A 23,743-nucleotide genomic window follows, 5' to 3' on the forward strand; every position below is an offset into this window, starting at 1 on the left:
GAGCATGGCTGACAAAAATGGCAACGTCTTAGCAAAAAGTTATGGGCTTGATACCCCAGCCAAAAACTACCCGTTTCATGTAAAAGGTATGGAAAATGTCGACTGGGGCATGAAAGATAGGCTGAGCCGTATCTTTCGACCGGATAGTGGCAAGACCGTTATGCTGGCTTTTGATCACGGTTACATCATGGGCGCTACGGCTGGACTAGAGCGATTGGATTTGGCGATAGAACCCTTGGCCGAGCATGCTGATGCAATGATGGCCACTCGAGGCGCTATCCGAAGTTGTATTCAACCGAACCACAATAAGCCCTTGATACTGCGCGCTAGTGCTGGAAGCACAGTGTTGAAAGAAGACCTCAGTGATGAAGTTGTTGGTGTGGATATTGATGATGCGATTCGAATCAATGCCTCGTGCCTTGCAATACAGGTTTTCGTTGGCGCAAAGGGTGAGTGTTCAAGCTTAAATAACTTGGTGAAAACCATAGATGCTGGTGCGCGATATGGCATTCCAACACTGGGAGTGACCGCTGTAGGTAAGGAGATGGAACGAACAAATAGATACTTTATGTTGGCCACTAGAGTGTTAGCAGAGTTAGGGGCTCACATAGTGAAAACCTATTACTGCGACGACTTTGAAAAGGTAGTGGCGGCATGTCCTGTTCCTGTTGTCGTTGCTGGTGGAAAGAAGGTCCCTGAGCTTGATGCGTTAACTATGGCGTACCAGGCGATTCAAGCGGGTGCGGCTGGAGTGGATATGGGAAGAAACGTATTCCAAGCGGAAGATCCCGTGGCAATGATCAAAGCTATTTCTGGTGTGGTTCACGATCAATTAACCCCAACGCAGGCGCTAGACCTTTACCACACTGAAATACATTTAGCTCAATAAGGAAGGTAAATCATGAAATTTTCACAGTTTATATTTATACCGATTATCGTCGCGTTCTTGGCATTGACCATTCAGGTTTTGGATCAGCTGGTCGCTCCTCTAATGCCAGTGGTCGGCAACGTCGGTTTTGGTTGGATCGCCTTTATTGCATGGGCTATGTATTTTATGGCTGGCTGCAATATTGATGGTGGGATTAAGACTGTATGTGGCTATGTAGCAGGGATTGTGGCGTCAGTTGCGATCATGGAACTTGGTGGCGCTTTTGCCGCATTGGGATTCTTTGCTTTTCCTGTTGCCATCTTCTTTGTGGTAGTGCCGTGTATTTGTTTAGAGAGGTTTCCTCCGTTTGATTTCGTTCCAGCATTGTTTGTAGGGGCGGGCACATTCTTTGGTTTTATGTCTTATGTCTCCGGCGCTACATATGTGACAGCAACAATTACTGAGCTGATTTATTGCTTGATTGGTTTGGGATATGGATGGATGACGGTCGCATTGCGCACACGATATGAACAATATGTTGAAGATCATGCACACGAAGGTGAACATCTTCCGCATTAATTAAGGATAAATGTCTAAAAGCTCGGCCCGCAGCGGTCGAGCTTTTTCTGTTACACCTAAAATCTCAAATCAAGCTAATCTTTAATAGAGACCCTAATTCAAGGAGGGAGTATGGGATACGTTCTAGTGACGGGTGCCAGTGAGGGCATTGGTAAGGCTATTGCCTATAAATTTGCAAGGCAACATCATCCGCTTATCTTGGTATCACGCCAAGTCGATAAGCTCAATGTTATTAAAAAAGACATTGAAGAGTGCTATGGGGTTGAGGTGATCATTTGCCCTGCGGATCTCGCTGTGCCACTAGCAGTAGACGAAATGTACGACCGAGCTATGAAGCATGAGATTGAAGTTTTTGTTAACAATGCAGGCTTTGGTGATTACAACAGAGCGTGGGATGCGGATGTCGATCACGTCGCGAAGATGATCGATGTAAATGTTAAAGCGCTCACTAGACTCTCCTTACGATTCATTCAAGACCACAAGAGTAAGCCTGCAACATTGATTAATGTGTCGTCTGCTATGGGCTACGCTATTTATTCCGATGCAGTGGCGTATTCTGCGACAAAATTCTATGTCTCGGCGTTCACCGAAGGGATTGCGCAAAACCTCAAGGAAGGTGCTTTCCCCCTTAGGGTTAAGCTACTTGCCCCCGGTCCTGTCACTACAGAGTTTGAAAAAAACGCCATTACAAAATCCAGTATGAGCGAGAATCAATGGGAGGGACCGCATACCGCAGGGGAAATGGCAGACTTTGCTTATCGTTTGTATGCCAGTGACCAAATACTTTCTTTGCGAGAAGGTGAAACCATGCGGATCCAAGACCCGCTATTTGGGTACGAATAGAGCAAGTTAAGGGGTGCTTGCAGTTATTTGTGATGCGCCACTAACAAAGGCGTGTAGTAGGCTCTTTCACCACTATCAGGTTTCGATATAATTCTAAGCCCATTCACAGTTCATGCACTGACGTGCCGATGAGTTGAACATGCTTGAGAATCTGACGTGAAAAAACTGTTGTTGCTGCTAGATAGTATGATCTACTTTGATCGGCAGGTGCTAAAAGGTATTCAAACAAAAACTGAAGAACTCAGCCTCAAGGTTGAGCTTCACCTAGAGTCCTACACGGATACTAATTATCTGCGCTCCCAGAAGTGGGATTACGTTATTGCTGACCTCAATAAACCTAATGTCAGTGATGCTCTGCAAGATCTTTGCCTCCATACCTTAGTGTTTAGAAACCATGACGGGGGGGACATTCCTACAGGTTTTTCTTCCGTTACTGTCGATAATTTTGGCCTCGCTGATACAGCGCTGCAAAGCTTTAAAAACAGTGGCTATCAAGCCGTTGGTTACTACACTAGCCAGCAAGACAAAGATGCGCAGTGGTGTTTAGAGCGCCGTGCAGGTTTTACCCAGTCGGCCCAAACCGGCGGCTTTACCATCGTAGCGAATATTGAACAGGCAATTGCTAACAAGGATTTCCCAATAGGGGTGTATTGCTCTTCAGATCGCTCGGCAAGAAAACTGGTCAATCTCTGTTATCGTAATTCAGTCAGTGTGCCTGAGCAGGTTTCCATCATAGGCACAGACTATGATGATACGGAGCGGATGTTATCTTCAATTCCTCTTAGTTCTGTTGCCCTAAACCCGGTTGAATTAGGTAAGATTTGTATAGAAACGCTATTTAAATCAGTTAGGTACAAAAAAGCCTATCAAGAGGTGTTCTCCTCATACGAGCTGATCCATGGTCGTACAACGCAATCTGCACTTAAGCTAGATACGGTTCTGGTGAAGGCTGAAAGTTTTATTCGAAATAACTTTCATCGAAACATCAAGATAAAGCAGGTGACTGAATATTGTCGTGTATCAAGAAAAACCTTGGATAGTCGTTTCTTAGATAATTATGGTGAAACTACCCACCAATTTATTACCAAACAACGATTGGATAGAGCTAAGCATCTGCTTGTGTCAACCGATGATAGTATTGATGCTATTGCCAAACAATGTGGTTATCCCAACCAGTGCTATCTTTCTCAAGTGTTTTCAAAACTGCTAAGAACAACACCTAATCGTTACCGTCAGCAAACAGAAGATAAAGCGTCTTAAACATGCACGTTTATTAGTTATTTGGCGCTGTAACCCTTCTTTTTTATATATTTGGTAAGTTTGATTATCAATTTTATAACTGCGCTCTATCAAGCAGAGTTTCTTGGTATTAATCGCGATAATCCCATGCATTGTTTAAACGGAGTATCGTGATGACCCTATACAAAGATGCAGCATTCTCAACCCAAGAAAGGGTAGCTGACTTGATGGCGAGAATGACTATAGAAGAAAAAATTGCTCAACTTGGCGCTCAGTGGCTAATTCTAGATCCAGAAGGTGACCATAGAGAGCGAGAGCTTGAAATGAGTGATAGCGAATCTGGACGTACTGTCAGTGACAAATTAAAGCTGGGTATCGGTCAGATAACTCGCCCGCTAGGAACACATACGGTTTCTCCTGTTGATGGCGTTAAAGCATTAAACGAGCTTCAAAAATTTCTTGTGGAGGAGACTCGCCTTGGCATTCCCGCCATCTCTCACGAAGAATGTCTTGTTGGTTTGATGAGTTCAGAGGCGACCTTGTATCCGTCTTCCCTTAACTATGGACACACTTGGAATCCTGAGCTTATTTATAACGCGGCGAGTGACATCGGCCGTCAGGTTCGTGCGGTGGGTGCAAAACAAGGGCTTGCTCCTGTACTAGACGTGTCGAGAGATGTTCGCTGGGGACGCACGGAAGAAACTCTGGGTGAAGATCCATACCTAGTTGGCGTTATGGCCATAGAATACGTTAAGGGTTTGCAGGGCGAAAACAGAGACCTGTATGCAACTCTAAAACACTACGTAGGTCACTCAGCCAGTGAGGGAGCCCGTAACCACGCTCCTGTTAATCTAGGCTTTAAAGAGCTTAATGATACCTTTATGTTGCCATTTGAAATGGCGGTTAAACTCGGTAACGCAGGTTCAATCATGCCGGCTTACCATGATATCGATGGCGAGCCGTGCCATGCGTCTCATTATCTACTTACTGAGGTGTTGCGTGAACAATGGGGCTTTGATGGATTGATCGTAGCTGACTACGGTGGTATCGATCTACTTGCGGCTCACCACGCCGTTGCGGCGGACAGTGCTGAAGCGGCAGCACTTGCATTTAACGCGGGTCTTGATGTTGAACTGCCGGACGATGCTTGCTCGAACCGCCTAACAAAGGCGCTAGAAGCCGGTCTTATTACCATCGATACCATAGATACCATCGTTGAGCGCATCTTGAAAACCAAGTTTGAATTTGGTTTATTTGAGAACCCTTACACTGAGACCCCAACAGAGCCACTGCACAACGAGAAGAGCACAGAGCTTAGCTACAAAATTGCCAGTGAATCTGCAGTACTACTAAAAAATGACGGCACCTTACCTTTGTCTAAACAAACGCCTATTGCGGTTGTGGGTGCAACAGCCAACGATCCTCTAGCATTATTAGGTGGCTATAGCTTCCCTGTACACTTGATCTTAAGTGATACCGACAGTGGTGAGCTGAACTCAAATACTTTGCTGCAGAGCCTAAAAGAATCGTTTGAATCTGTGGAGTACGCAAAAGGCTGTGACATCCTGACTGAGCGTCGCGCCAACGCGCCAGTGTTCCCAGGTGATGTAAGCATGGCCATTGCACAAGACCAAACGTCACCAGTGAGTCAAGACACCTCATTTATCCAACAGGCTGTAGAGGTAGCTCAGCAAAGTGAAGTTATTGTGGCATGCGTGGGTGATTTGGCAGGCCTGTTCCAAACGGGCACTATCGGAGAAGGTTCAGATACCGATAGCCTCGAATTGCCAGGTGTGCAGCGTGAGATGCTGGATGCACTGCTAGATACGGGCAAACCTGTGGTAATACTAGTAACAGGTGGTCGTCCTTATCAATTGGGTAGAGCCGAAGACGAAGCGAGCGCCATTTTGTATGGATGGGCTCCGGGCCAAGAGGGAGCAAATGCGATTGCTGATATCCTTTCTGGCGAGGTGAACCCAAGTGGTAAGTTAACCTTGTCTATCCCTAAAAATGTCGGGGCAGTACCGTATTTCTACAACCATAAACTCAAGAGTGCGGGTACGCCAATTGCTTATCACTTTGGTTCTGCGTACAACTTTGGATTTGGATTAAGCTATACGCAGTTCGATTATAAAGATGTACTCGTGGGCAATACTAGCGTCGAATTTGATGGCAGTGTCGAGGTATCGGTGACCATCACCAATACGGGCAAGCGAGCGGGCGCAGAGGTGGTGCAACTCTATACCCGAGACAAGTTATGCTCTGTAGTGCGCCCGGTAAAAGAGTTAAAAGGATTCCATAAAGTATGGCTGCAACCAGGTGAGAGCAAACGTATCACCTTCAGTTTGCCAGTAGATATGCTCAACTTTACCAATGCCAAGCATCAACGCGTTGTTGAAGGTGGCGAGTTTGACATTATGATTGGTCGATCATCAAGCGAGATTGAACACAGCTCTATCGTTAACGTCAATGGTAAGGTAAATACCCTACCTAAAGAGTGGCGTATGATCTGTGAAACAAAAGAAGTTCAGTCGGCGTAAGCTACTAAACACAACAGGCCTTAATTCAAGCCACTCTTGCGAGTGGCTTTTTTGTTTGTTTCTGATTGCTGATGTAAGTGAGCTTTACACTTATCAGACATTAGATTATTATCAGTACCAAGTACTTAAAATTTCATGCGAAAGGGATTATTCAAGCAGATAAATGTTTCCTTGGCGTCAACTGGTAATCAAAAAATGGAATTTTGTGGGTATTATCGCGCTAGTTTTTTATAACGAACAAACTTCTTCAGGTGATTAATGAAAAACAACTACTCTATTCTTGCTATAGCCGTCTCATCATTGTTGATGGGGTGCTCTGACTCCGATTCCGATTCTGCACCAGAGACTTTTACGATCTCAGGGGTTGTACTAGACGATATATATCAGGCTAATGCAGAGGTTTGTATCGATTTTGAAGGATTGGATAATACTTGTGATTCATCATACTCCGCTATGACTGATGAGAATGGCCGATTTGAGTTTGAAGTTAATACCGAAGAGAAAGAACGTCTTTCAGAAGCAAAAATCACCGCCAAAATATCTAACGCGAACGGCTCAAACAATTACACTGCTCAAGCAAATACAGACTCAATCAAATACCAATCACTGATGATTGGATTTGAAGAGCAAGAGGTTGTTGTATCTCCATTCACTACGCAAGTAGTTAATGAAATTGCTTTAGATACTACGAACCTTATTAATGAAGCTTCTTATAAAAAATCGTCTAACACAGTTGTTGGTAAACAAAACTTAGATAGTGCAGATAATTTGTTTGAAGACTATCTGCTAGCAAGTGATCAAGATGTTTCTGATCGAGCGACCATAGCTAAGCAAGATATGGAAAAAGCCAATGAGATCAAGCAAGAAATCCTGAATGATATAAATGACAATCCAGACTCTCCTTACGCTGATTGGGATACTATCGAGGTAATTGTCAGTAACTTTTGGCAGCATAGCCATCACAACCATGAATTCACTCATCGTGTCGAGCATCTTGTCTACGCAACCAGAATTAATTCTCAGGGTCAGGAAGAAGACCGTAAAGAAGGTATTCAATGGTATGTTGAAGAATATCAAGATGGATTAGGCCTCCCATTGCAAAATTGGAGTGAAGAGCGAACTTGGATTTCAGGAAATACAGTACAAGTTCACGCCTTTTGGGAGTTTGACTATGACCAAGATGGTCTGTTTCTATTCAAAGGTGAAAAAGGCGCAGAGTATCAGTATCAAATCAATGAATCTGGATATGAGCAATACAGTGGTTATGAAACTTACAACGAAGGAAATCCAGCAGACGAAGGTGCTCAAGATCGAGGCGATAGAGAATGGGTGGAGAACTGCCCTATTGTTGAAGAGCTAGATAAGATCGGAACTGGCGATGTATTAGATACTTGTGTGGACTTCGTTGAGTATAGAGATGTAAACACCGCAGAGATAAAAAAAGGACTTCAAACCACCGATAATATGACGGAATGGCAAGCTCCTATTGGTACGCCTGTTGATGTGCAAAATGATAATCAGGATTACTACGAAGAAAGAACTCAAGAGTGGATGGATGACGAATCCAATTCATACACAACCAAACACGATTGGAATGCCCTGCATTACCATGATCCTGACATAGCACATCCAGAACCATTTAATGAGATCAAGATTGAAGGTGTGGATGAAAATGGAGAGAGTTTCTCGGATCACTCTACTCCGTATTGGGACAATATGTTGAGTCCGACGAATGATCTTGGGTTACGCGGAATTCAGATTTACAACCAAGTAAACCCGTTTAGCTGGAAGAGTACATCAAACGTTTTCTTACAAGAACGATACACTCAACATCTTGATGGTTCAGAAACCTATGTTAGTACAACACTGCGATTTGAAGGTGGAGATCAAGAACTTTATTATGTTGATGCAAGTGGCAAGCCAGAGATCTGGTCTGAAACAAACATTGAGTGGGATGAAGAATCGCAAGTTCTTGATGCAAAAATCAAGATCTATGACAAAGATAACCTTGATCTAGAGCCTGTGGTTAAACACTTCTTACTAGATAACTATGCACAATATGGAGATGCGATCTTTGCTGATATGAAGATTGATGGCTATCCAGGGAATGTTAATCGCCTTGCTTTTACTTCCGATATCTTTAGAGAGTCTGTTATCTGGAATGTGAGTGTGGAGAGTGAGCATGTCGAGCTACAACAAGTTGCAGACTTTATTTTTAAATCGGGCGAGAGCTTTTCATTTAAAGGGTATGCACAAGACTATGATATGAACAACCATCCATTTAGTACATGTGGTGAAGCTGTTCATGGTGGGATACAGAACCTTCTGCAGTTTGAAAAGGGTGGAGACATATATATTTCGATCCGTTGTGATGATGGTACGGGCGGTTCTTGGGTTAACGAAACTTACACACTCCAGATTGATGCAATTGATACCACAGGAAACTTTGTTGCTACATTGAAACAATGGGCACATGGTTCAAATATACTGGATGCAGACCCTCTCGCAACCGCAACTGTAACTTTCCAAAGGGCTAACTAGGTAACAGTAACTAGCTAATTCCTCAAAGCGCCATTCTATTGGCGCTTTTTTGTATTCATAGAAAAGGCTAGGGGATTTTCATTGCCTCATCAAGCATGAGTTGTAATTTGGATAAGACTAACAAGGATTTATCCGTCTTTGCGTGGTAACATTCGGCCCGTTTTCTTGCTATAGCCTATGCTATTGCTATCCACCTGTTTCTAATGAGTAATCTATGCCATTTACCAAGCTTGGTTTAAGCACACCTATCCTCAATGCCATCAATAAAGTTGGTTACGATAAGCCTACACCCATTCAAGAAAAAGCGATTCCGATCGTCCTAGAAGGGAAGAACCTGATTGCGGCAGCGCAGACTGGTACGGGCAAGACGGCGAGCTTTGTATTGCCAATCTTGGAGATGCTAAGCAAAGGTGAAACTCAGCGCAAGAAGCGTATTCGCGCCCTGATAGTGGTGCCAACGCGTGAATTAGCGATTCAGGTGGATGAAAAGATTAAGCAGTATGCTGAAGAGACCAAGCTCACCTCAATGGCCATGTATGGCGGGGTAGAATATCAACCGCAGAAGCAAGGCCTAATTGACGGTGTGGATGTGCTGGTTTCAACGCCGGGGCGCTTGATTGACCTTTATGGTCAAAAAGCGGTGTACTTTGAAGAGGTTGAAGTGCTGGTGCTTGATGAAGCTGACCGTATGTTGGACATGGGCTTTATTGAAGACATCAACAAGATCATTGCTCGTCTGCCACAAGATATTCAAAATTTATTATTCTCAGCAACCTTGTCTAACCCTGTTCGCGACCTTGCAAAGAGTGCAATTAACGACGCGGTAGAGATCTCTATTGCTAAGCATAGTGCTTCGAAGTCGAATATTGAACAATGGCTTGTGACGGTAGATAAAGATAAGAAATCTTCTTTATTGGCGCATATGATCAATGAGAATCAATGGGACCAAGCGCTTATCTTTATTGAAACTAAACACGGAGCAGCTAAGCTAGCGGCTCAACTTGAGAAGCGTGGTATTGCCGCAGAACCCTTCCATAGTGGTCGTAACCAAAAGGTTCGTGCTCAACTACTTGAGGACTTCAAGGCGGGTAAGATCCAGTACATGATTGCCACCGGAATTGGTGCACGTGGTATCGATATTGACGGGCTTCCGCGAGTGATTAACTACGACCTACCTTATCCTGCGGATGAGTATGTGCATCGAATTGGACGTACCGGCCGTGCGGACAAGAACGGCGAAGCTATCTCCTTTGTATCTAGAGATAACTTTAAGAACCTTTGCATGATTGAAAGTCGTCTTGGTCATTTGATTGAAAGACGTGAAATCGAGGGCTTTATTCCAAGCAAGGAAGTGCCGATCTCGATCTTAAACTACGTACCAAAACATAAAAGAGAGCCTAACGATTAGGTTTCTTTGATCGAATGAGAAAGGAGATACGATGACAAGTGCAAACAAACAGAAGGTTAAAGACCTATTAATAGCGACGCGTTATGGTATCTCCGCATCTGAGATGAAAACCGTTATTGATGTTGAACAGCAAGATGCATTAGCGATTATTGCTGAGCTAAAAAGTGATGGCGAAGACATTCAAAGCTTGGGCGAAGGAATGAACCCAGAGTATCTAGTTCTATATTCCATTGGGGAGATTGAGCCTTAATTTGATCATGAGGCTAGCGAGCGTCGTAGGTATTAGCGAACGCTGGTTGGAGAGGCATGATGAGGATTTTGATTTGGGTTTTATCTATGACAACAATGAGTGTTTTAGCATCGAGTAAGAGTGACGCATCTTTCCTGCACCTTTCAGAGATGAAGTGGCAATATCGCATCTTGTTGATACAAGATCGTCACGATTACCAACAAACGCTAACCAATGCCTCGGCAGAGATTGCAGACAGGCACCTAGTCTGGTTTCTCGTATCGCCTTCCCAAGTTGTTTCTAACTTGGCCGGTTCTGTTCCTGAGCCATTGCAACAAGATGTCAGACAGCGACTCTCAGACAAACCTGTGGTGCTGATTGGTAAAGACGGCGGAACAAAAATGCGAGAAGAGCGCCTAAGCTTACCCTCTATATTTTCCACCATAGATTCTATGCCCATGCGACAAGCTGAAATGAATAGCAAATTACTTTGAATCAGAGACAAAAATGCCACCTAAGAGACAATTCTAGGTGGCATTTTTTATGGTGTTTTTTGCTTACGCTGTTGCGATTTTTTAAGCTGCTCTAGGCGGTCATAAACAGCCTTGATTACTTTTCTTCATCCACTGTCCAGTGAATAATGACCTCTTTTTTACCCCACTCTCGCGCTTTTTCAACATCGTTACCCATGTAGATATCAATCTTCTTTGTCCAACGCTTATTCATCTTGTCGAGCACCAAATAAGTACCATCTAATCCTTCAATGGTGACTTCTTGATTGTGGGTGAGCCCCATTTCGATGAGATCACGTGAAACCGCGATAGACTTCATGCCTGGCTCTAGAGTATCCCCCCAAGCAGCTAAATTTGGTGTTGAGTCAGTTTCACCAACACTTGAGGTATACGCGCTAGCTGTCACCTTTAAGGATTGCTCATTACTGTCACACGCTGACAGAGCAAAAACCGCCAGTGTGATAGCGATATAAGAGTTAAATTTCTTCATAATGTCGTCCATTACCATTCAAAAATCCATATTGCGAATAACGATAGCGCCAGTCGAACGCTACTGCGTCATAGTAGCGTATTGCGTGATGTCTCAGCTATAACAAAATGCACTCATTGTCATAGAGCTTGTATTGTTGTTCCCTTGCTCTATCAGCTATGAATTAGATACAAAAATGCCACCTAAGAGAGAACTCTAGATGGCATTTTTTATGGTGTTTGTTGCTTACGCAATAACAGTTTCTTGAGGTGCGCTTGCTGCGAAAGCTGGCTTGCCAACAGGCAGGATAGTGCGCCCGTACTCTGCGTTCAGAACCTGTGCCATTGCGAAGTAGATCGCTGAAGCACCACAGAAGATACCTTCGATACCAGCAATGAAGCCGATAGTGCTGTTGCCAGTGAAGTCGTGAGCGGCCAGTAGGAAGAATAAAACGGTAAGTGAACCGAATACTACTTGTTTAGCGCGTGGGTAACGCAGCGAACCAATGAACATGAAGCCTGTGAAGATGCCCCATAACACAAGGAACCAAGCCATAAAGCCTGCTGGGCTTGCTGGTAGACCCATATATGGCATTACAATGATACCCACCAGGGTTAGCCAGAATAGACCGTAAGATGTAAACGCGGTAGTACCGAAAGTATCACCACGCTTAAAGCACATGATGCCCACAATAACTTGGCTCAAACCACCGTAGAAGATACCCATAGCGAGGATCATAGAATCCATTGGGAAGAATCCTGCGTTGTGGATGTTCAGTAGGATGGTAGTCATACCAAAACCCATCAGTCCTAGTGGAGCTGGATTAGCCAGTTTGTTTGACATTGAGTTACCTTATTCAAAAATGTGCGTAAAAATTCGACGGAGAGTTTAATGTAGACCCACTAAATTACAAAAGAATGAAAATGAGAACTAAGATTCTGTTTTTGGATTCTGTCGTGCATGACAAGCAATTAATGAAAGAATGTTGTGGTTCTGTCCTGAAAGCGCTTGGGCTTAGGCTAGTAAAGTAAAAAGGGGAGCAGCAAGTGCTGATCCCCTTAAGTCTTCAACTGTGCAACCTAGAGCTTAGTTAGTTCTAGGAGATGATTTCGCATATACGATGAATCCAAGACCTGCAATCGCACTAGATAGAACGAAAGACGTGATATTGGATGGAATGAATCCGTACAGCGCATAGCCTGTACCAGCGATAGCAAGAATGACAAACAGTGGCAGAGCAGGAACACGAATTAGGCGCTGTGCACCTGGCTGAGTTGAACGTAAACGCCAGACACCGATAAATAACAGTGCGTAGATGATCCACATAAGCGCAATAGGCAGGTCGCCATACAGATCAAAGATACCGTCATGAACACCGGTTCCAGCAAGGGCAAAGCCCACTAGCATGTAAAACGCCAGCAAAACCAACATGGTCAATCCAGAGCGAACCGGTAGGTTGGTTCTTGTGGAAACCGATAGCAGTGCTTGAGAGCCAATGAAGTTGCGGCGCATAGCAAGAGAGTAAGGCATACGCATACCTAACAGCATCAAGCCGTTAAAGCCGCCTAGTGCAGAGATAACGATGAAGAAAGATAGGGTTCTACCTAGGCTCTCACCAAAGAGCAGGTTAGCCACTTCAGAAACACCCATTTCACCATTGGCAAAAGCAGCACCCTCAGCCACTGATAACAACCCAAGGGTGAAGATGACGTATACCAAACCAATGATCGCTAGACCGCCAACCATAGCCAAAGGCAGGTTGCGCTGCGGGTTCTTGATTTCGTGTGCAATCGTGGTCACAAAGATCCAGCCATCGAAGGCAAACAACACAGGGATCATGGCACCTGCAATTGCAGCGGCAAAGCTCACCTGAGTTACTGAAGCGATCGCATCGGCAGATGCTGTAACTGCGTCGCCTTGGTAGAAGAAACCAAACAATGCGATAGCCAAAAGTGGGATCAGCTTTATTAGCGTTGCGATGCGCTGAAGTAGTCCGCCCAAAGATTCAGCCAACAGGTTAGCTGCGGCAAAGGTTACGAAATACAATGCAGAAAGACCTGCCAATACAGGCAGTGTGGGTTCAATTTGCAAAAATGCACAGGTAAATACCGCTGAGTAATAAAGGATAACAGCAAGAATGAGCGGTATATAAAGAACGGTTTGTACCCAACCAACGAAGAACCCAAAGCGCTCACCCCATGCGGTTTCACTGAACGACATCAATCCGCCGGTTTTAGAGCCCATTGATGCAATCTCTGAGATCACTATGGCTGCAATAGTGGTGAGTAACGCCGCTAAAACCCATGCGATCACTGCATAGGTGCCATTGCCACCTGTGGCTTGCAGAACAGGGCCTGCTTTAAAGAAAATGCCAATACCGACAACGATACCAACAACGAGTGACACTGCCGTACCTAAACCGTATTTAGGCTGTAACTTCTCGTGCACTTTTACTACCTCAATTAACTTCTAGCAAAAATCTTGAGCGATAAAACTCAAGCAAAAAATCCAAGGCGTGCAGTTTAGACTAACTGAAAATAAATGCGACCATAGTCATATAAGATAGCGATGGATTGCTCTAGATAATTATAGATTTCATCAAGGATAGGAGAGAAAGCAAGCGTTCTAAAGGTATCTAACGAATAAAAGACTGAGCCTGATTGATGCTATCAATGACCTTAGCTCTATCGACGCCTAAACGATTAGAGTCCAATACCATTGTCCAATGGGCGATAGCTTGCTCATATCGTGCGCTCATAAAGTGATCTGAGGCCATCAGTTGCAGTGCTGTTTCGTTAAATGGATCCATCTCTAGGGTAATGTCCAGTAACCCCTGAACATCGGCAGTGATGGTTTGTGAGTGTTGATAGTACTGGGCAGCAGCAAGGGCGGCAAATTGTCCTGCATAAGGGGCTTTAGAAAGCCTTATTGCGTAGTCAAAGCAGGTCGTTGCGGAGTCAAATTCATATTGGCCCATATACAATTGGCCAAGTTCAAACCAGGCCTTAGCATCGTTAGGGTTGTCGGTAAGATGTTGCTGCTTTTCCTCCATGACTTGTTCGATGGTCATCGGCTTCATAGCAAGGGGAGGGAGCGGTATTTCGTCTTTTAGTAAAAACCAAACACCCGATGCCAAAGTAAAAACAACCACAGTCGCCAAACTTGAAAGAGCTAGGCTAGCATTATTTGACAGCTGTCTGCGCAGCGCCACATAGAGTATGCCCGCTGTAATTAAGACTAAGCTGAATAATATCGCTGCCGTGCTTTGCATTGATTCTCCTGTGGCCCTTGATACTGCTGTGACAAGCAGGCTCCGAATTTATCGGAGCCTCGGTTGGATCGCTACGTTTTTAAGCAACGTTTAGTAGGTTGCTTCACGCGCTTTGGCTTCTTCTTCCCATTTTGGTACAACCGTCTTCAAGAAGTGTTCTTTCTCAGCATTCATCGCATCCATATCCATGCCAAGAGCCGCTTGTGCTTTCTCTTTGGTTGATATGTCAGGGATTTGTACTGGGTCTGTAATACCCTTCTTCGCAAGAAGGCGAATCGTCTTCGTTCTTGCATCTGCGGCTTTGTCTACCGCGGTACCTAGCACTTCTAGCGCAATCTCTGGAGCATGCATGTGCACACCGTGTGATGCGATAGCGTAATCCCAGCGCCATTGAGCATGACGAATATCTTGTAGGATTGGCTCCATCTCTTGCTCTGTCGCGCCAGCATCCCAAGCAGCTTTTGCCTCAAAGTGAGCTGCAACAATTTGCTTCTCTGCAGTCAACTTCATGTTTAACACTTGCGCTTTACGCGTTGAAACTATGCCTTGAAGTTGATCTTTGCTTTGAGTGTGACAGCTTGCACAGGTATCTTCGAAACGGTCGAATGGGTTACCAATCTTATGATCTGTGTAAACAGTACCATCTTCTCTTTCTACCTTAGGCATATGACAGTCAGCACACACGACGTTATTCTTGCCATGAATACCATCACGCCACGTTTCGTAGCCAGGGTGCTGAGCTTTTAGCATTGGGGCTTTAGATACGCCATGGGTCCAATCTGCAAAGCCTAGAGCATCGTAATAAAGTTCCATTTCGCCTACGCTTGTCCCCATATCCCAAGGGAATTTAACCGCATTTTTAGCGTCTTTCACGAAGTAGTACTCAACGTGGCACTGCGCACAAACGCTAGCTTGTTGGTCTAAACGAGATTGCTCCTCGAAAGGCTTGCCAATGGCTTGCATGGCGCGATCGACATAAGGGCGAGTAATGGCTAGTTCGGGTTCACCATTTTTGAATTTTTCGCTACCGGTATCATGGCAGTCAGAACAACCAATAGGGTTAACGATTTCGCCACCAAGGCGAGCCCATTTACCTTCAAAATAGCCGTCTTCACCGCGCTCATCAATGACACGAGCAACGTCAGGGCTCTTGCAGCTCCAACACGCCATTGGCATAGGTCCTGACTCTGCATCAGTAGGCCCGCCGGTACGCAAGGTTTGCCTTACATCGTCAACCGCATAAAAATGGCCGCGTGCTTTGTTGTAATCTTTGGCAAAGCCATAACCCGCCCAAAGGATGACCATGTTTGGATCACCAGCAAGCGCGTCGTCTATTTCTTCACTTTCGCTGGTGGCTTTCCAGCTATGATATTGATCGGGATGTGCTTCTTCGAATGCTTGATTACGCGGATCAATGCGTACTCCATCCTCGGCAGACGCAAAAGCACTGCAGGTCAAAAGACCTAACAAAGCTATAGGCGCGAAAAACCCTAGTTTCCACTGTTTGTTCACAATGCTATCTCCATATTCTCATTTTATGAATTGCGTTGTGGGGCAGCTTCCTAAAAAGAATCGGAGGTGAAGCCTATACGGTGGAGCTATATAGACAACGGAATAAGTGTAAGTGATAAATAAGAGGCCACAGTAGCTATTAATAGCTAAATTGATCTAGGTCAATTTATGCTATAGGAACAGATCACAAAAACTAACTTATATGTAAAAATTGATTAATGAGAATAATTATCAGTTATAAATCAACTACTTATAATATTTTCAGTGATTTATTTAATGGATCTGTGTCACTAATGCGGGTCAATAGACTCGTTATGTAGCACATAAGTAACTATTATTATCGTGTAAAGCGTTGTGGCTTATCCTAAATAAGAATTGATTGCACTTAGCTCAAATAATATTGAACTGAGAGTTGTTAATTAGTGGTCGAAATAAATTGGAATCAGTTCTATTTCGATTTAAGGAAAGGATACGATGGGCAATATTAAATTGACCATAGCCACAATGCTCCAAGCTTTATTGGCGCTGTGCCTATTTGGTTATTCTATTAATGCTTTGGCCAATGATGGTGTCCCTAGTGATTCAGCGACATCAGAGCGCTTTAAAGTAGAGTTGATAAGAGACAAAGATTACAAATGTACTCAATGTCATAAAGACTCTAAACACACTTTAGCTGGATCTCATGGACAAAATGTCATCGATGCAATCGGTAAAGAAGCCAATTGCACCGACTGTCATAGCAACATCGGGCCAGATCACCGCGACGGTGGAACAACCGTCATCAAATACACTGATGCTCAGTCTCAAGCAGGGACAGATAAGCAACAGCAATCCCCTGAGATGATACTTAAGGCAAACAGTACTTGTATGGATTGCCATACGCCCGAAGGCCTACGTGAATCCAGCTGGACTCACGATGTACACGCTAAGAACCTCACTTGTTCTAACTGCCACACGGTTCATGGAACCGATGCCAAGGTGCTGTCTTATGACCATAAGGCTATCGTCGGTATGTGTGTAGATTGTCATTCAGACTTCAACCACAAGCGCGAAGAGTAGGAGATGATATGAGTTGTTCTAGAAGAAACTTCATAACTGGCGCAGGCGCGGTCATCTTTACTACAGGTGTTGGCACGACAGCGGCAATATCGAGCCGAAGCTCGTTTGCCAGTGTCGAAGAAGAGGCGAAGATCAAATACGGCATGCTACATGATGAGAATGCCTGTATTGGATGTACTGCGTGTACTGAGGCATGCCGAGAGGTGAATAATGTCCCTGAGGGAGTCAGCCGTTTAGAGATTGAGCGCTCTGAACCCATAGGCGAATTCCCTGACGTGGAGTATCGATTTACTCGAGACTCTTGCCAACATTGTGAGAACCCGCCTTGTGTGTATGTGTGCCCAACGGGGGCCGCTTACAAGGATGAGAAGACTGGGATCGTTGATGTTAATAAAGAGAAGTGCGTGGGTTGCGGTTATTGCCTAGCAGCATGTCCGTATCAAGTGCGCTTCTTCCATCCAGAAAACAAATCAGCGGATAAATGTAATTTCTGTCGCGATACCAATCTTGCCGAGGGCAAGCAACCAGCGTGTGTTGAAAGTTGCCCAACCAGCGCATTGGTGTTCGGCGATCTGAATGATCCTAACAGCAATATCAACCAAGCAATTCAGGCCAAGCCAGTTTATCGTGACAAGGTCACTTTGGGTACTAAGCCTCAACTGTATAAAGTGCCGTTTGATAAGGGGGAGGTGTAACATGAATAGTGCATTTCATTTCGACTCGTTGGTGTGGGATTGGATCATTGCTATCTATCTTTTCCTCGCAGGGATGTCCGCAGGTGCGGTGATTGTTGGCTTATACCTTAAACGCAAGGTAATCACCGGCGACGCATCGGAAAATGGCATCATGAAAGCCATCGCATGGTTAGCCCCCTTTGGCATCATTGTGGGTCTATTGATATTGGTATTCCACCTGACTAAGCCACTCGATTTCTGGAAAATCATGATTTACTACAACCCAACGTCGGTAATGTCGATGGGTGTGATCCTATTCCAGGTCTACATGGCGGTATTGTTTGTCTGGATTGGCATCATATTTAGAACCACCATTATGAAGTTACTAGGTGATAAGTTTCAGTTTGTAGATGGCCTGCTTCTCAAGTTCAAAAGCTTCGAGAATGGCATAGAGTTATTCCTAGGATTCCTAGCCATTGCTCTGGCGGCCTACACAGGATTCTTGTTGTCAGCGTTGCAAACCTATCCGATGCTCAACAACCCTGTTCTGCCGATCCTTTTCTTGTTCTCTAGTTTGTCTTCAGGCGCGGCGGCGTGTTTGTTGTTTGGCATACTGGTGTTTAAAGAAGATGCCCATAGCTCAAGTGTGGCGTGGATTCATAGCTTTGAACGTCCAGTAGTGATGTTTGAATTGTTTGTTCTCGTTACATTTTTCACTGGTCTTATCTTTACCGGTGGACAACATGAAGCAGCCGCTTGGAATGCCATCGGTGGCGGGTTCTGGTCGAACTGGTTCTGGTTTGGTGTGGTGGGAATCGGTATGTTGTTGCCATTGGCAATGAACTACTTTAGCCCTTCTACTACTAAGCATAATCACGGCTTTATTCTTACAGTAACAAGCTTGAGTTTGATTGGTGTGTTAATGCTACGTACCTTTGTATTGTATGCAGGACAGATGACGGTCATTTAGATTTCGTCTGCTCAATACCCAGGTAACTTGGATTCGTTCGAGCTACTTGGGTTTATTTTTATAGGGAATGGGATGCTAGCGAATCTAGGGTTGTTTTGTTTGATCCTGACGGCAGTAGTCAGTAGTTGTGGCGTCACATTAGGGCTTTATAGCCTTTTGCTGCGCAAGCAAACTGTTGTGCCTGCGACTATCTCTCGTTCTTTGTCCGCTGTTGCCTTCCTTTTTTCTGGGATATCGCTATTGCTGCTGAGTTATGCGTTTGCCAGTGATGACTTCTCACTTTTGTATGTCTCGGATAATTCCAATAGTGCCTTAGCGTTGCCGTTTAAGATCGCTGCCACTTGGGGCGGTCATCAAGGCTCCATGCTGTTTTGGGTTGCCATAATTTCAGGCTGGGCTGTATTAGTTTCCAGGCGAAATAATAGTGCGAGTGATTTTCATGCTAGCTGGCTGATGTTGGCGTTGGTGGCAATTTTTAGCTGGTTTACTCTGCTGGTATCGAATCCCTTTGCAATGAATGAGGTGATGCCTCTTGAGGGGCGAGACCTTAACCCTATGCTACAAGACATAGGGCTTATTATTCATCCCCCGTTGTTGTACGTAGGTTATGTGGGATTTGCCTCTGTGCTGGCGTTAACCTGTGGCTACTTGATAGAGGCAAAGGACGAAGCAGATATCTTTAAGCGCTTAACCCGTCATACGCTATTGGCATGGGTCTTCTTAAGCGCAGGGATCATTGTTGGTGCGGGGTGGGCTTACTACGAGTTAGGTTGGGGTGGCTGGTGGTTCTGGGACCCAGTTGAAAATGCTTCTCTTCTCCCTTGGCTAACGGCGACGGCGTTAGTGCATTCCGTCATGGCAAGCCGAAAGCAAGGCCAGCTAAAGGTGTGGACCTTCTCGCTGGCAATAGTGACCTTCTGCCTTAGTATCCTGGGCACTTTTATTGTTCGTTCTGGGGTATTAACTTCGGTACATGCGTTTGCTGTTGACCCAAACAAGGGGCTGACATTGCTGGGGATTCTTAGCTTAGTGTTTGTGAGTGCCTATGTTCTGCTTATCCATCGCGCCGCTTCAATCAAGTCCAATGCTATCTCACGATTCTCCAGTAAAAACACCTTTATCTTGTGGGCTATCAACCTGTTTGTATTAGCCACAGCGATTGTCCTTCTCGGCACGTTTTATCCCATGCTGTACCAATTGCTCGGCTTAGGTAACATCTCCGTTGGTGCGCCTTATTTTAACTTGTTGTTTGCGCCATTAACGATTATTGCTCTGGTGGCAATGGGGTTAAGTCCACTACTCAAATGGCAGGCGCGGTCGGGTGTTTTTCCAAGGAAACTGGCGCTCATAAGCGCGTCGGTGAGTGCTTTATTGGCCTTTACCTTTATTCGTTACTACGCCCATCAAGACAGTGAGGTCGCAGCCACATGGTCCACCTATGCGTTCGTTACCACTTGGGCGGCACTATGGCTCACTGTGACCCATGTTCTTCGTTGCTTGCGAGTGCGCAAACAGGAATACAGATACAAGGTTTACCTGGTCTCTGTTGCTCATATTGGCGTCGCTATACTGGCCTTTGGAGCCAGCATGAACAGCTATTACTCTTACGAGCTGACCGTTAAGTTTGGTCCGACCAAACTGGGCTCAAATAGCGAGGTTCAGTTTGGTGATTATAAGATCAATTACCAACACACTAAGCTCTACGTTGCACCAAGCTATACCGCTGAACAGGGCGTCATCGAGATTACTGAGCCATCCGGCAATAGCGTGATTGCAAGACCGGAGAAGCGTCACTACCCCGTTCGCGTAATGAATATGACCGAGCCTTCATTAACGCCGTATTGGAATGGAGATGTGTATATCACCCTTGGAGAAAAGATCGATCCCGAGCATTACGCGGTTCGAATTCAGTTTAAGGCCTTTATTCGCTGGATTGGTATAGGTGGCCTGTTAGTGGTTTTTGCTGGTATCGGTTTACTTATCCGTGGTGTGTGGGTGAAACAATTTAATCCACGCAAGCGAAGAGCGATTACGCGGGAGTATCAAGCATGAGGAGACTATGGCGCTTGATGGTTTTATTGGCGTTAAGCCTCCCCTTCGGTTCACTTGTCCATGCGGCGGGTTATCAAAGCATCTCTCATCCTGTCGATTTGTTTGAGTTTGATTCTGTGGCTCAGCAAAAACAAGCGATTCATCTGGCTAAAACCTTGCGCTGCCCCATGTGTCAAAATCAAAATTTGATTGAATCTAACTCGGCGGTCGCCAAGGACATTCGACTTCGAGTGTTCGAGTTGGTGAAAGCTGGAAAGTCGGATCGTGAGGTGAAAGAGTATATGGTGGCGAGATACGGTGAGCACGTACTCTATCAGCCTTCGTTTAGCATGAAGAATGCCTTGTTGTGGGGGATTCCTATCGTACTAGGGTTGTTCATGATTGGTTTTAGTGTTGGGCATATTAAGCGTTCGATTCGAGGGATACATTGAGACAGCAATACCACTTCAGACGCTCTTTAGATGGTCAACTTTTGATCTGGGACGTAATCAAACTCGTTGAGATGGCACAAGCAATGCCAGTCATCACTGTGTCTCTTGATGCAATCCAAGAGCTAGATGAGGCCTTTTGGTATGATCTTGGCGGTGCTAAGCCAACCTGTCGCAATGTTGCTGAGCATGCCAAGTTGATTCAACAGACTGACCTTAACTATCCCATTATCTTATGTCATGAAGGACGGGTGATGGACGGCATGCATCGGGTTTGTAAGGCCTTGATGCAAGGCGCTACACATATCAAGGCTGTGCAGTTTACAAAACCTATTGCACCGCATTTCATCGACGTTGACCCAGAGACACTCCCTTATTAACCCTCGTAAAGCTCTAGTGGCAAATCATCAGGGTCTTTAAAAAAGGTAAAGCGATTTCCGGTAAATTCATCAACGCGCACTGCTTCTACCTCTACCTCATTGCTTTCTAAGTGCTTTATACAGCTAGCAAGGTCATCGACTTTAAATGCTAAATGTCTTAGCCCCTGAGCTTCTGGAGTGCTTGGGCGTTGTGGTGGAGATGGAAAAGAGAATAGTTCTATTTGTGTTCCATCAGGTAAGGCGAGATCAAGCTTGTATGAATCTCTATGTGCTCGATAGTTTTCTGCGATGATGTCTAAGCCAAGAATATGAGTGTAGAAGTGCTTTGATGTTTGATAGTCGCTACAGATGATGGCGACATGATGCGTACCCTTTAACATGGCAAATCCTGAGTCGTTGTTATTAGGCCATGGTAACACGAATAAAAAAGCTCAGCCGCGAGGGCTGAGCAAAGTCTCTAACAATGAGAGAGGAATAACATAGGTGGATTATTTCTTGCTCATCTCGTCCATTTGCTTTTGCAGCTGGTCGATTTGATTTAGTTTTGCCTTCACACCCAATGAAGTCTGGCTGATTGCCGCAGGGTTCAGAACTTGACCTTCTTGACGAGGGTACTGTCCTAGGGTTGCAAAGAACTTACCAAGCTCATCTTGTACCGGTACGAATAGCCACATGTTGTCTGCCATCCAGCGTAGGTACATGCCTGATTCGTGCGGTGCTTTCTCAAATGGGTCAGCACGTAGGTGGATGATCTTCGGCCAGTTAGACTCAAAGCGCACGGCGTCAGTGATGTTACCTTCTAGCGTTGCAAAGTGCAGTTTCCAGTCATTCCAGCGAATAGCGTTTAGCTCGCCGTTTGCAGTGAAGTAAAGCAGTGACTCACGAGGCCCTTGTTCTTGCTTACCTTCAAAGTAAGGCATGAAGTTATAGCCATCGATGTGTACACGCCACTCTTTACCGTTAGACGTGTAACCCTCAGCAAGCTTCTCCTTCACATCAGGAACACCAGCAGCGGCCATGATAGTTGGCAACCAATCTTGGTGCGCCATCATGTCGTTGTAGCGAGAACCAGGTTCAATGACGCCAGGCCAGCGAACAAGCTGAGGAACGCGCATACCGCCTTCCCACGTTGTGCCTTTCTCACCGTGGAATGGAGTAGCACCGCCGTCCGGCCAAGATACTGTCTCTGCACCGTTGTCGGTAGAGTAGATAACGATAGTATTGTCAGCAATACCCAGGTCATCCAGTTTGTCTAACAAAATACCAACGTGGTCATCATGTTCTAACATGCCATCGGCATAGATGCTGATGCCTGATTTGCCTTGGTATTTCTCTTGAAGGCGAGTCCAAACGTGCATACGTGTTGTGTTGTGCCAGATGAAGAAAGGCTTGTCCGCTTTAACGGCTTTTTCCATAAAGGCTAGAGAAGAATCTAGGAACTCTTCATCAGCAGTTTCCATGCGCTTACGCGTCATAGGGCCCGTATCTTCAATGCGACCGTCAGCGTAAGACTTGATCACACCACGAGGGCCGTAGTTCTTGCGAAACTCAGGGTCTTTTGGATAGTAGTAAGTCTCTGGCTCTTCTTCAGCATTAAGGTGGTAAAGGTTACCGAAGAACTCATCAAAACCGTGTTTTGTTGGCAGGTGTTGGTCTTGGTCACCCAGGTGGTTTTTACCAAACTGAGCCGTCATGTAGCCTTGATCTTTCAATAGATCAGCAATGGTTGGCGCCCAATCAGGAATGCCGTGAGTTGAACCAGGCATGCCGATGGTTAGAAGGCCAGTACGAAACGGTTCTTGACCCGTAACGAACGCGGCACGACCTGCAGTACAGGATTGCTGACCGTAGTGATCGGTAAATAGAGCACCTTCGTTAGCAATACGGTCGATGTTAGGCGTTTCATAGCCCATCATACCTTGGTTGTATGCGCCGATATTCCATAGACCAACATCATCGCCGAAGATGGCAAGGATATTTGGCTTGTCTGCGGCTACAGCTGACGCTGAGGCAGCTAACATTCCTGCTGAAATAGCCAGTTTGCTGAATTGATTAGTCATTGAGACTCCATCACGTTTAGTAGGGAAAAGGATTGCGACAGTTCAGCGAAGCAGAATTAGGCTTTTAACGTTACCCGCGACTAACACTAAGAGGCGAAAAGATGACTTA

The 23,743-nt window shown here is 45.2% G+C and carries 22 protein-coding genes; 15 read left to right on the plus strand and 7 right to left on the minus strand.

Features of this window, described 5'->3' with window-relative positions; translation table 11 throughout:
- Window positions 1-4 precede the first annotated feature (4 nt).
- The 9 genes from lsrF (at window position 5) to D5I41_RS05545 (ending at window position 10,741) form a co-directional block, all read left to right on the plus strand.
- A complete protein-coding gene (gene lsrF, locus D5I41_RS05505; RefSeq protein ID WP_119008891.1) occupies window positions 5-889 on the plus strand; it encodes a 3-hydroxy-5-phosphonooxypentane-2,4-dione thiolase in 885 nt (294 codons plus the stop codon).
- A 12-nt stretch (window positions 890-901) separates the two neighbouring features.
- Window positions 902-1,447 (plus strand): DUF1097 domain-containing protein, encoded by a 546-nt coding sequence (locus D5I41_RS05510; RefSeq protein ID WP_119008892.1) that lies wholly within the window; start codon window positions 902-904, stop codon window positions 1,445-1,447.
- A 111-nt stretch (window positions 1,448-1,558) separates the two neighbouring features.
- The gene (locus D5I41_RS05515) at window positions 1,559-2,290 is read left to right on the plus strand and encodes an SDR family NAD(P)-dependent oxidoreductase (protein ID WP_119008893.1); all 732 of its coding nucleotides are present in this window, start codon (window positions 1,559-1,561) and stop codon (window positions 2,288-2,290) included.
- 156 nt (window positions 2,291-2,446) lie between these two features.
- Window positions 2,447-3,550 carry a helix-turn-helix domain-containing protein gene (locus D5I41_RS05520; protein ID WP_119008894.1) on the plus strand — a complete coding sequence of 368 codons (1,104 nt, stop codon included), beginning with the start codon at window positions 2,447-2,449 and terminating at the stop codon, window positions 3,548-3,550.
- A 152-nt stretch (window positions 3,551-3,702) separates the two neighbouring features.
- Window positions 3,703-6,069 (plus strand): glycoside hydrolase family 3 N-terminal domain-containing protein, encoded by a 2,367-nt coding sequence (locus D5I41_RS05525; RefSeq protein WP_119008895.1) that lies wholly within the window; start codon window positions 3,703-3,705, stop codon window positions 6,067-6,069.
- Between the two features lie 258 nt (window positions 6,070-6,327).
- Window positions 6,328-8,610 carry a hypothetical protein gene (locus tag D5I41_RS05530; RefSeq protein ID WP_119008896.1) on the plus strand — a complete coding sequence of 761 codons (2,283 nt, stop codon included), beginning with the start codon at window positions 6,328-6,330 and terminating at the stop codon, window positions 8,608-8,610.
- A 214-nt stretch (window positions 8,611-8,824) separates the two neighbouring features.
- Window positions 8,825-10,018 (plus strand): DEAD/DEAH box helicase, encoded by a 1,194-nt coding sequence (locus D5I41_RS05535; protein WP_119008897.1) that lies wholly within the window; start codon window positions 8,825-8,827, stop codon window positions 10,016-10,018.
- Window positions 10,019-10,049: 31 nt separating this feature from the next.
- Window positions 10,050-10,268 carry a hypothetical protein gene (locus tag D5I41_RS05540; protein ID WP_119008898.1) on the plus strand — a complete coding sequence of 73 codons (219 nt, stop codon included), beginning with the start codon at window positions 10,050-10,052 and terminating at the stop codon, window positions 10,266-10,268.
- A gap of 86 nt (window positions 10,269-10,354) precedes the next feature.
- Window positions 10,355-10,741: a DUF4174 domain-containing protein gene (locus D5I41_RS05545; protein WP_235868865.1), complete on the plus strand. Its 387-nt coding sequence runs from the start codon at window positions 10,355-10,357 to the stop codon at window positions 10,739-10,741.
- 115 nt (window positions 10,742-10,856) lie between these two features.
- On the opposite strand, the gene D5I41_RS05550 is transcribed toward D5I41_RS05545, so the two are convergent.
- The 5 genes from D5I41_RS05550 to nrfA all read right to left on the minus strand — a co-directional run bounded on the left by D5I41_RS05550 (window position 10,857) and on the right by nrfA (window position 15,975).
- Complete coding sequence (locus tag D5I41_RS05550; protein ID WP_162892798.1) at window positions 10,857-11,249, minus strand: 3D domain-containing protein; 393 nt, start codon at window positions 11,247-11,249, stop codon at window positions 10,857-10,859.
- Window positions 11,250-11,474: 225 nt separating this feature from the next.
- Window positions 11,475-12,071 carry an acetate uptake transporter gene (locus D5I41_RS05555; protein ID WP_119008900.1) on the minus strand — a complete coding sequence of 199 codons (597 nt, stop codon included), beginning with the start codon at window positions 12,069-12,071 and terminating at the stop codon, window positions 11,475-11,477.
- 243 nt (window positions 12,072-12,314) lie between these two features.
- A complete protein-coding gene (locus D5I41_RS05560; RefSeq protein ID WP_119008901.1) occupies window positions 12,315-13,676 on the minus strand; it encodes an APC family permease in 1,362 nt (453 codons plus the stop codon).
- Between the two features lie 187 nt (window positions 13,677-13,863).
- Window positions 13,864-14,499, minus strand: coding sequence for a TPR domain-containing protein (locus tag D5I41_RS05565; RefSeq protein WP_119008902.1), 636 nt, complete (start codon window positions 14,497-14,499; stop codon window positions 13,864-13,866).
- Window positions 14,500-14,589: 90 nt separating this feature from the next.
- Window positions 14,590-15,975 (minus strand): ammonia-forming nitrite reductase cytochrome c552 subunit, encoded by a 1,386-nt coding sequence (gene nrfA, locus D5I41_RS05570; RefSeq protein WP_371860090.1) that lies wholly within the window; start codon window positions 15,973-15,975, stop codon window positions 14,590-14,592.
- 510 nt (window positions 15,976-16,485) lie between these two features.
- Between nrfA and nrfB the strand changes: the two genes are divergently transcribed.
- The 6 genes from nrfB to D5I41_RS05600 all read left to right on the plus strand — a co-directional run bounded on the left by nrfB (window position 16,486) and on the right by D5I41_RS05600 (window position 21,574).
- Window positions 16,486-17,070 (plus strand): cytochrome c nitrite reductase pentaheme subunit, encoded by a 585-nt coding sequence (gene nrfB / locus D5I41_RS05575; protein ID WP_119008904.1) that lies wholly within the window; start codon window positions 16,486-16,488, stop codon window positions 17,068-17,070.
- A gap of 8 nt (window positions 17,071-17,078) precedes the next feature.
- Window positions 17,079-17,765: a cytochrome c nitrite reductase Fe-S protein gene (gene nrfC / locus D5I41_RS05580; protein ID WP_119008905.1), complete on the plus strand. Its 687-nt coding sequence runs from the start codon at window positions 17,079-17,081 to the stop codon at window positions 17,763-17,765.
- A gap of 1 nt (window position 17,766) precedes the next feature.
- Window positions 17,767-18,714, plus strand: coding sequence for a cytochrome c nitrite reductase subunit NrfD (gene nrfD / locus D5I41_RS05585; RefSeq protein ID WP_119008906.1), 948 nt, complete (start codon window positions 17,767-17,769; stop codon window positions 18,712-18,714).
- A 72-nt stretch (window positions 18,715-18,786) separates the two neighbouring features.
- Window positions 18,787-20,766, plus strand: a complete 1,980-nt coding sequence (locus D5I41_RS05590; RefSeq protein ID WP_119008907.1) for a heme lyase CcmF/NrfE family subunit — start codon at window positions 18,787-18,789, stop codon at window positions 20,764-20,766.
- Window positions 20,763-21,197, plus strand: a complete 435-nt coding sequence (locus D5I41_RS05595; protein WP_119008908.1) for a cytochrome c-type biogenesis protein — start codon at window positions 20,763-20,765, stop codon at window positions 21,195-21,197. Before D5I41_RS05590 ends, D5I41_RS05595 begins: the two co-directional genes overlap by 4 nt.
- Window positions 21,194-21,574 (plus strand): hypothetical protein, encoded by a 381-nt coding sequence (locus D5I41_RS05600; protein ID WP_119008909.1) that lies wholly within the window; start codon window positions 21,194-21,196, stop codon window positions 21,572-21,574. The genes D5I41_RS05595 and D5I41_RS05600 overlap by 4 nt, the downstream gene beginning before the upstream one ends.
- Here D5I41_RS05600 and gloA2 read toward each other — a convergent pair.
- Both gloA2 and D5I41_RS05610 read right to left on the minus strand, forming a co-directional pair.
- Window positions 21,571-21,954 (minus strand): SMU1112c/YaeR family gloxylase I-like metalloprotein, encoded by a 384-nt coding sequence (gene gloA2 / locus D5I41_RS05605; RefSeq protein ID WP_119008910.1) that lies wholly within the window; start codon window positions 21,952-21,954, stop codon window positions 21,571-21,573. The two genes, D5I41_RS05600 and gloA2, sit on opposite strands and share 4 nt — an antisense overlap.
- Window positions 21,955-22,062: 108 nt before the next feature.
- Entirely contained in the window at window positions 22,063-23,634 is a 1,572-nt protein-coding gene (locus tag D5I41_RS05610) for an arylsulfatase (RefSeq protein WP_119008911.1), read from the minus strand.
- Window positions 23,635-23,743: the final 109 nt, after the last annotated feature.

Source organism: Vibrio superstes (assembly GCF_003569005.1).
GTDB lineage: Bacteria > Pseudomonadota > Gammaproteobacteria > Enterobacterales > Vibrionaceae > Vibrio > Vibrio superstes.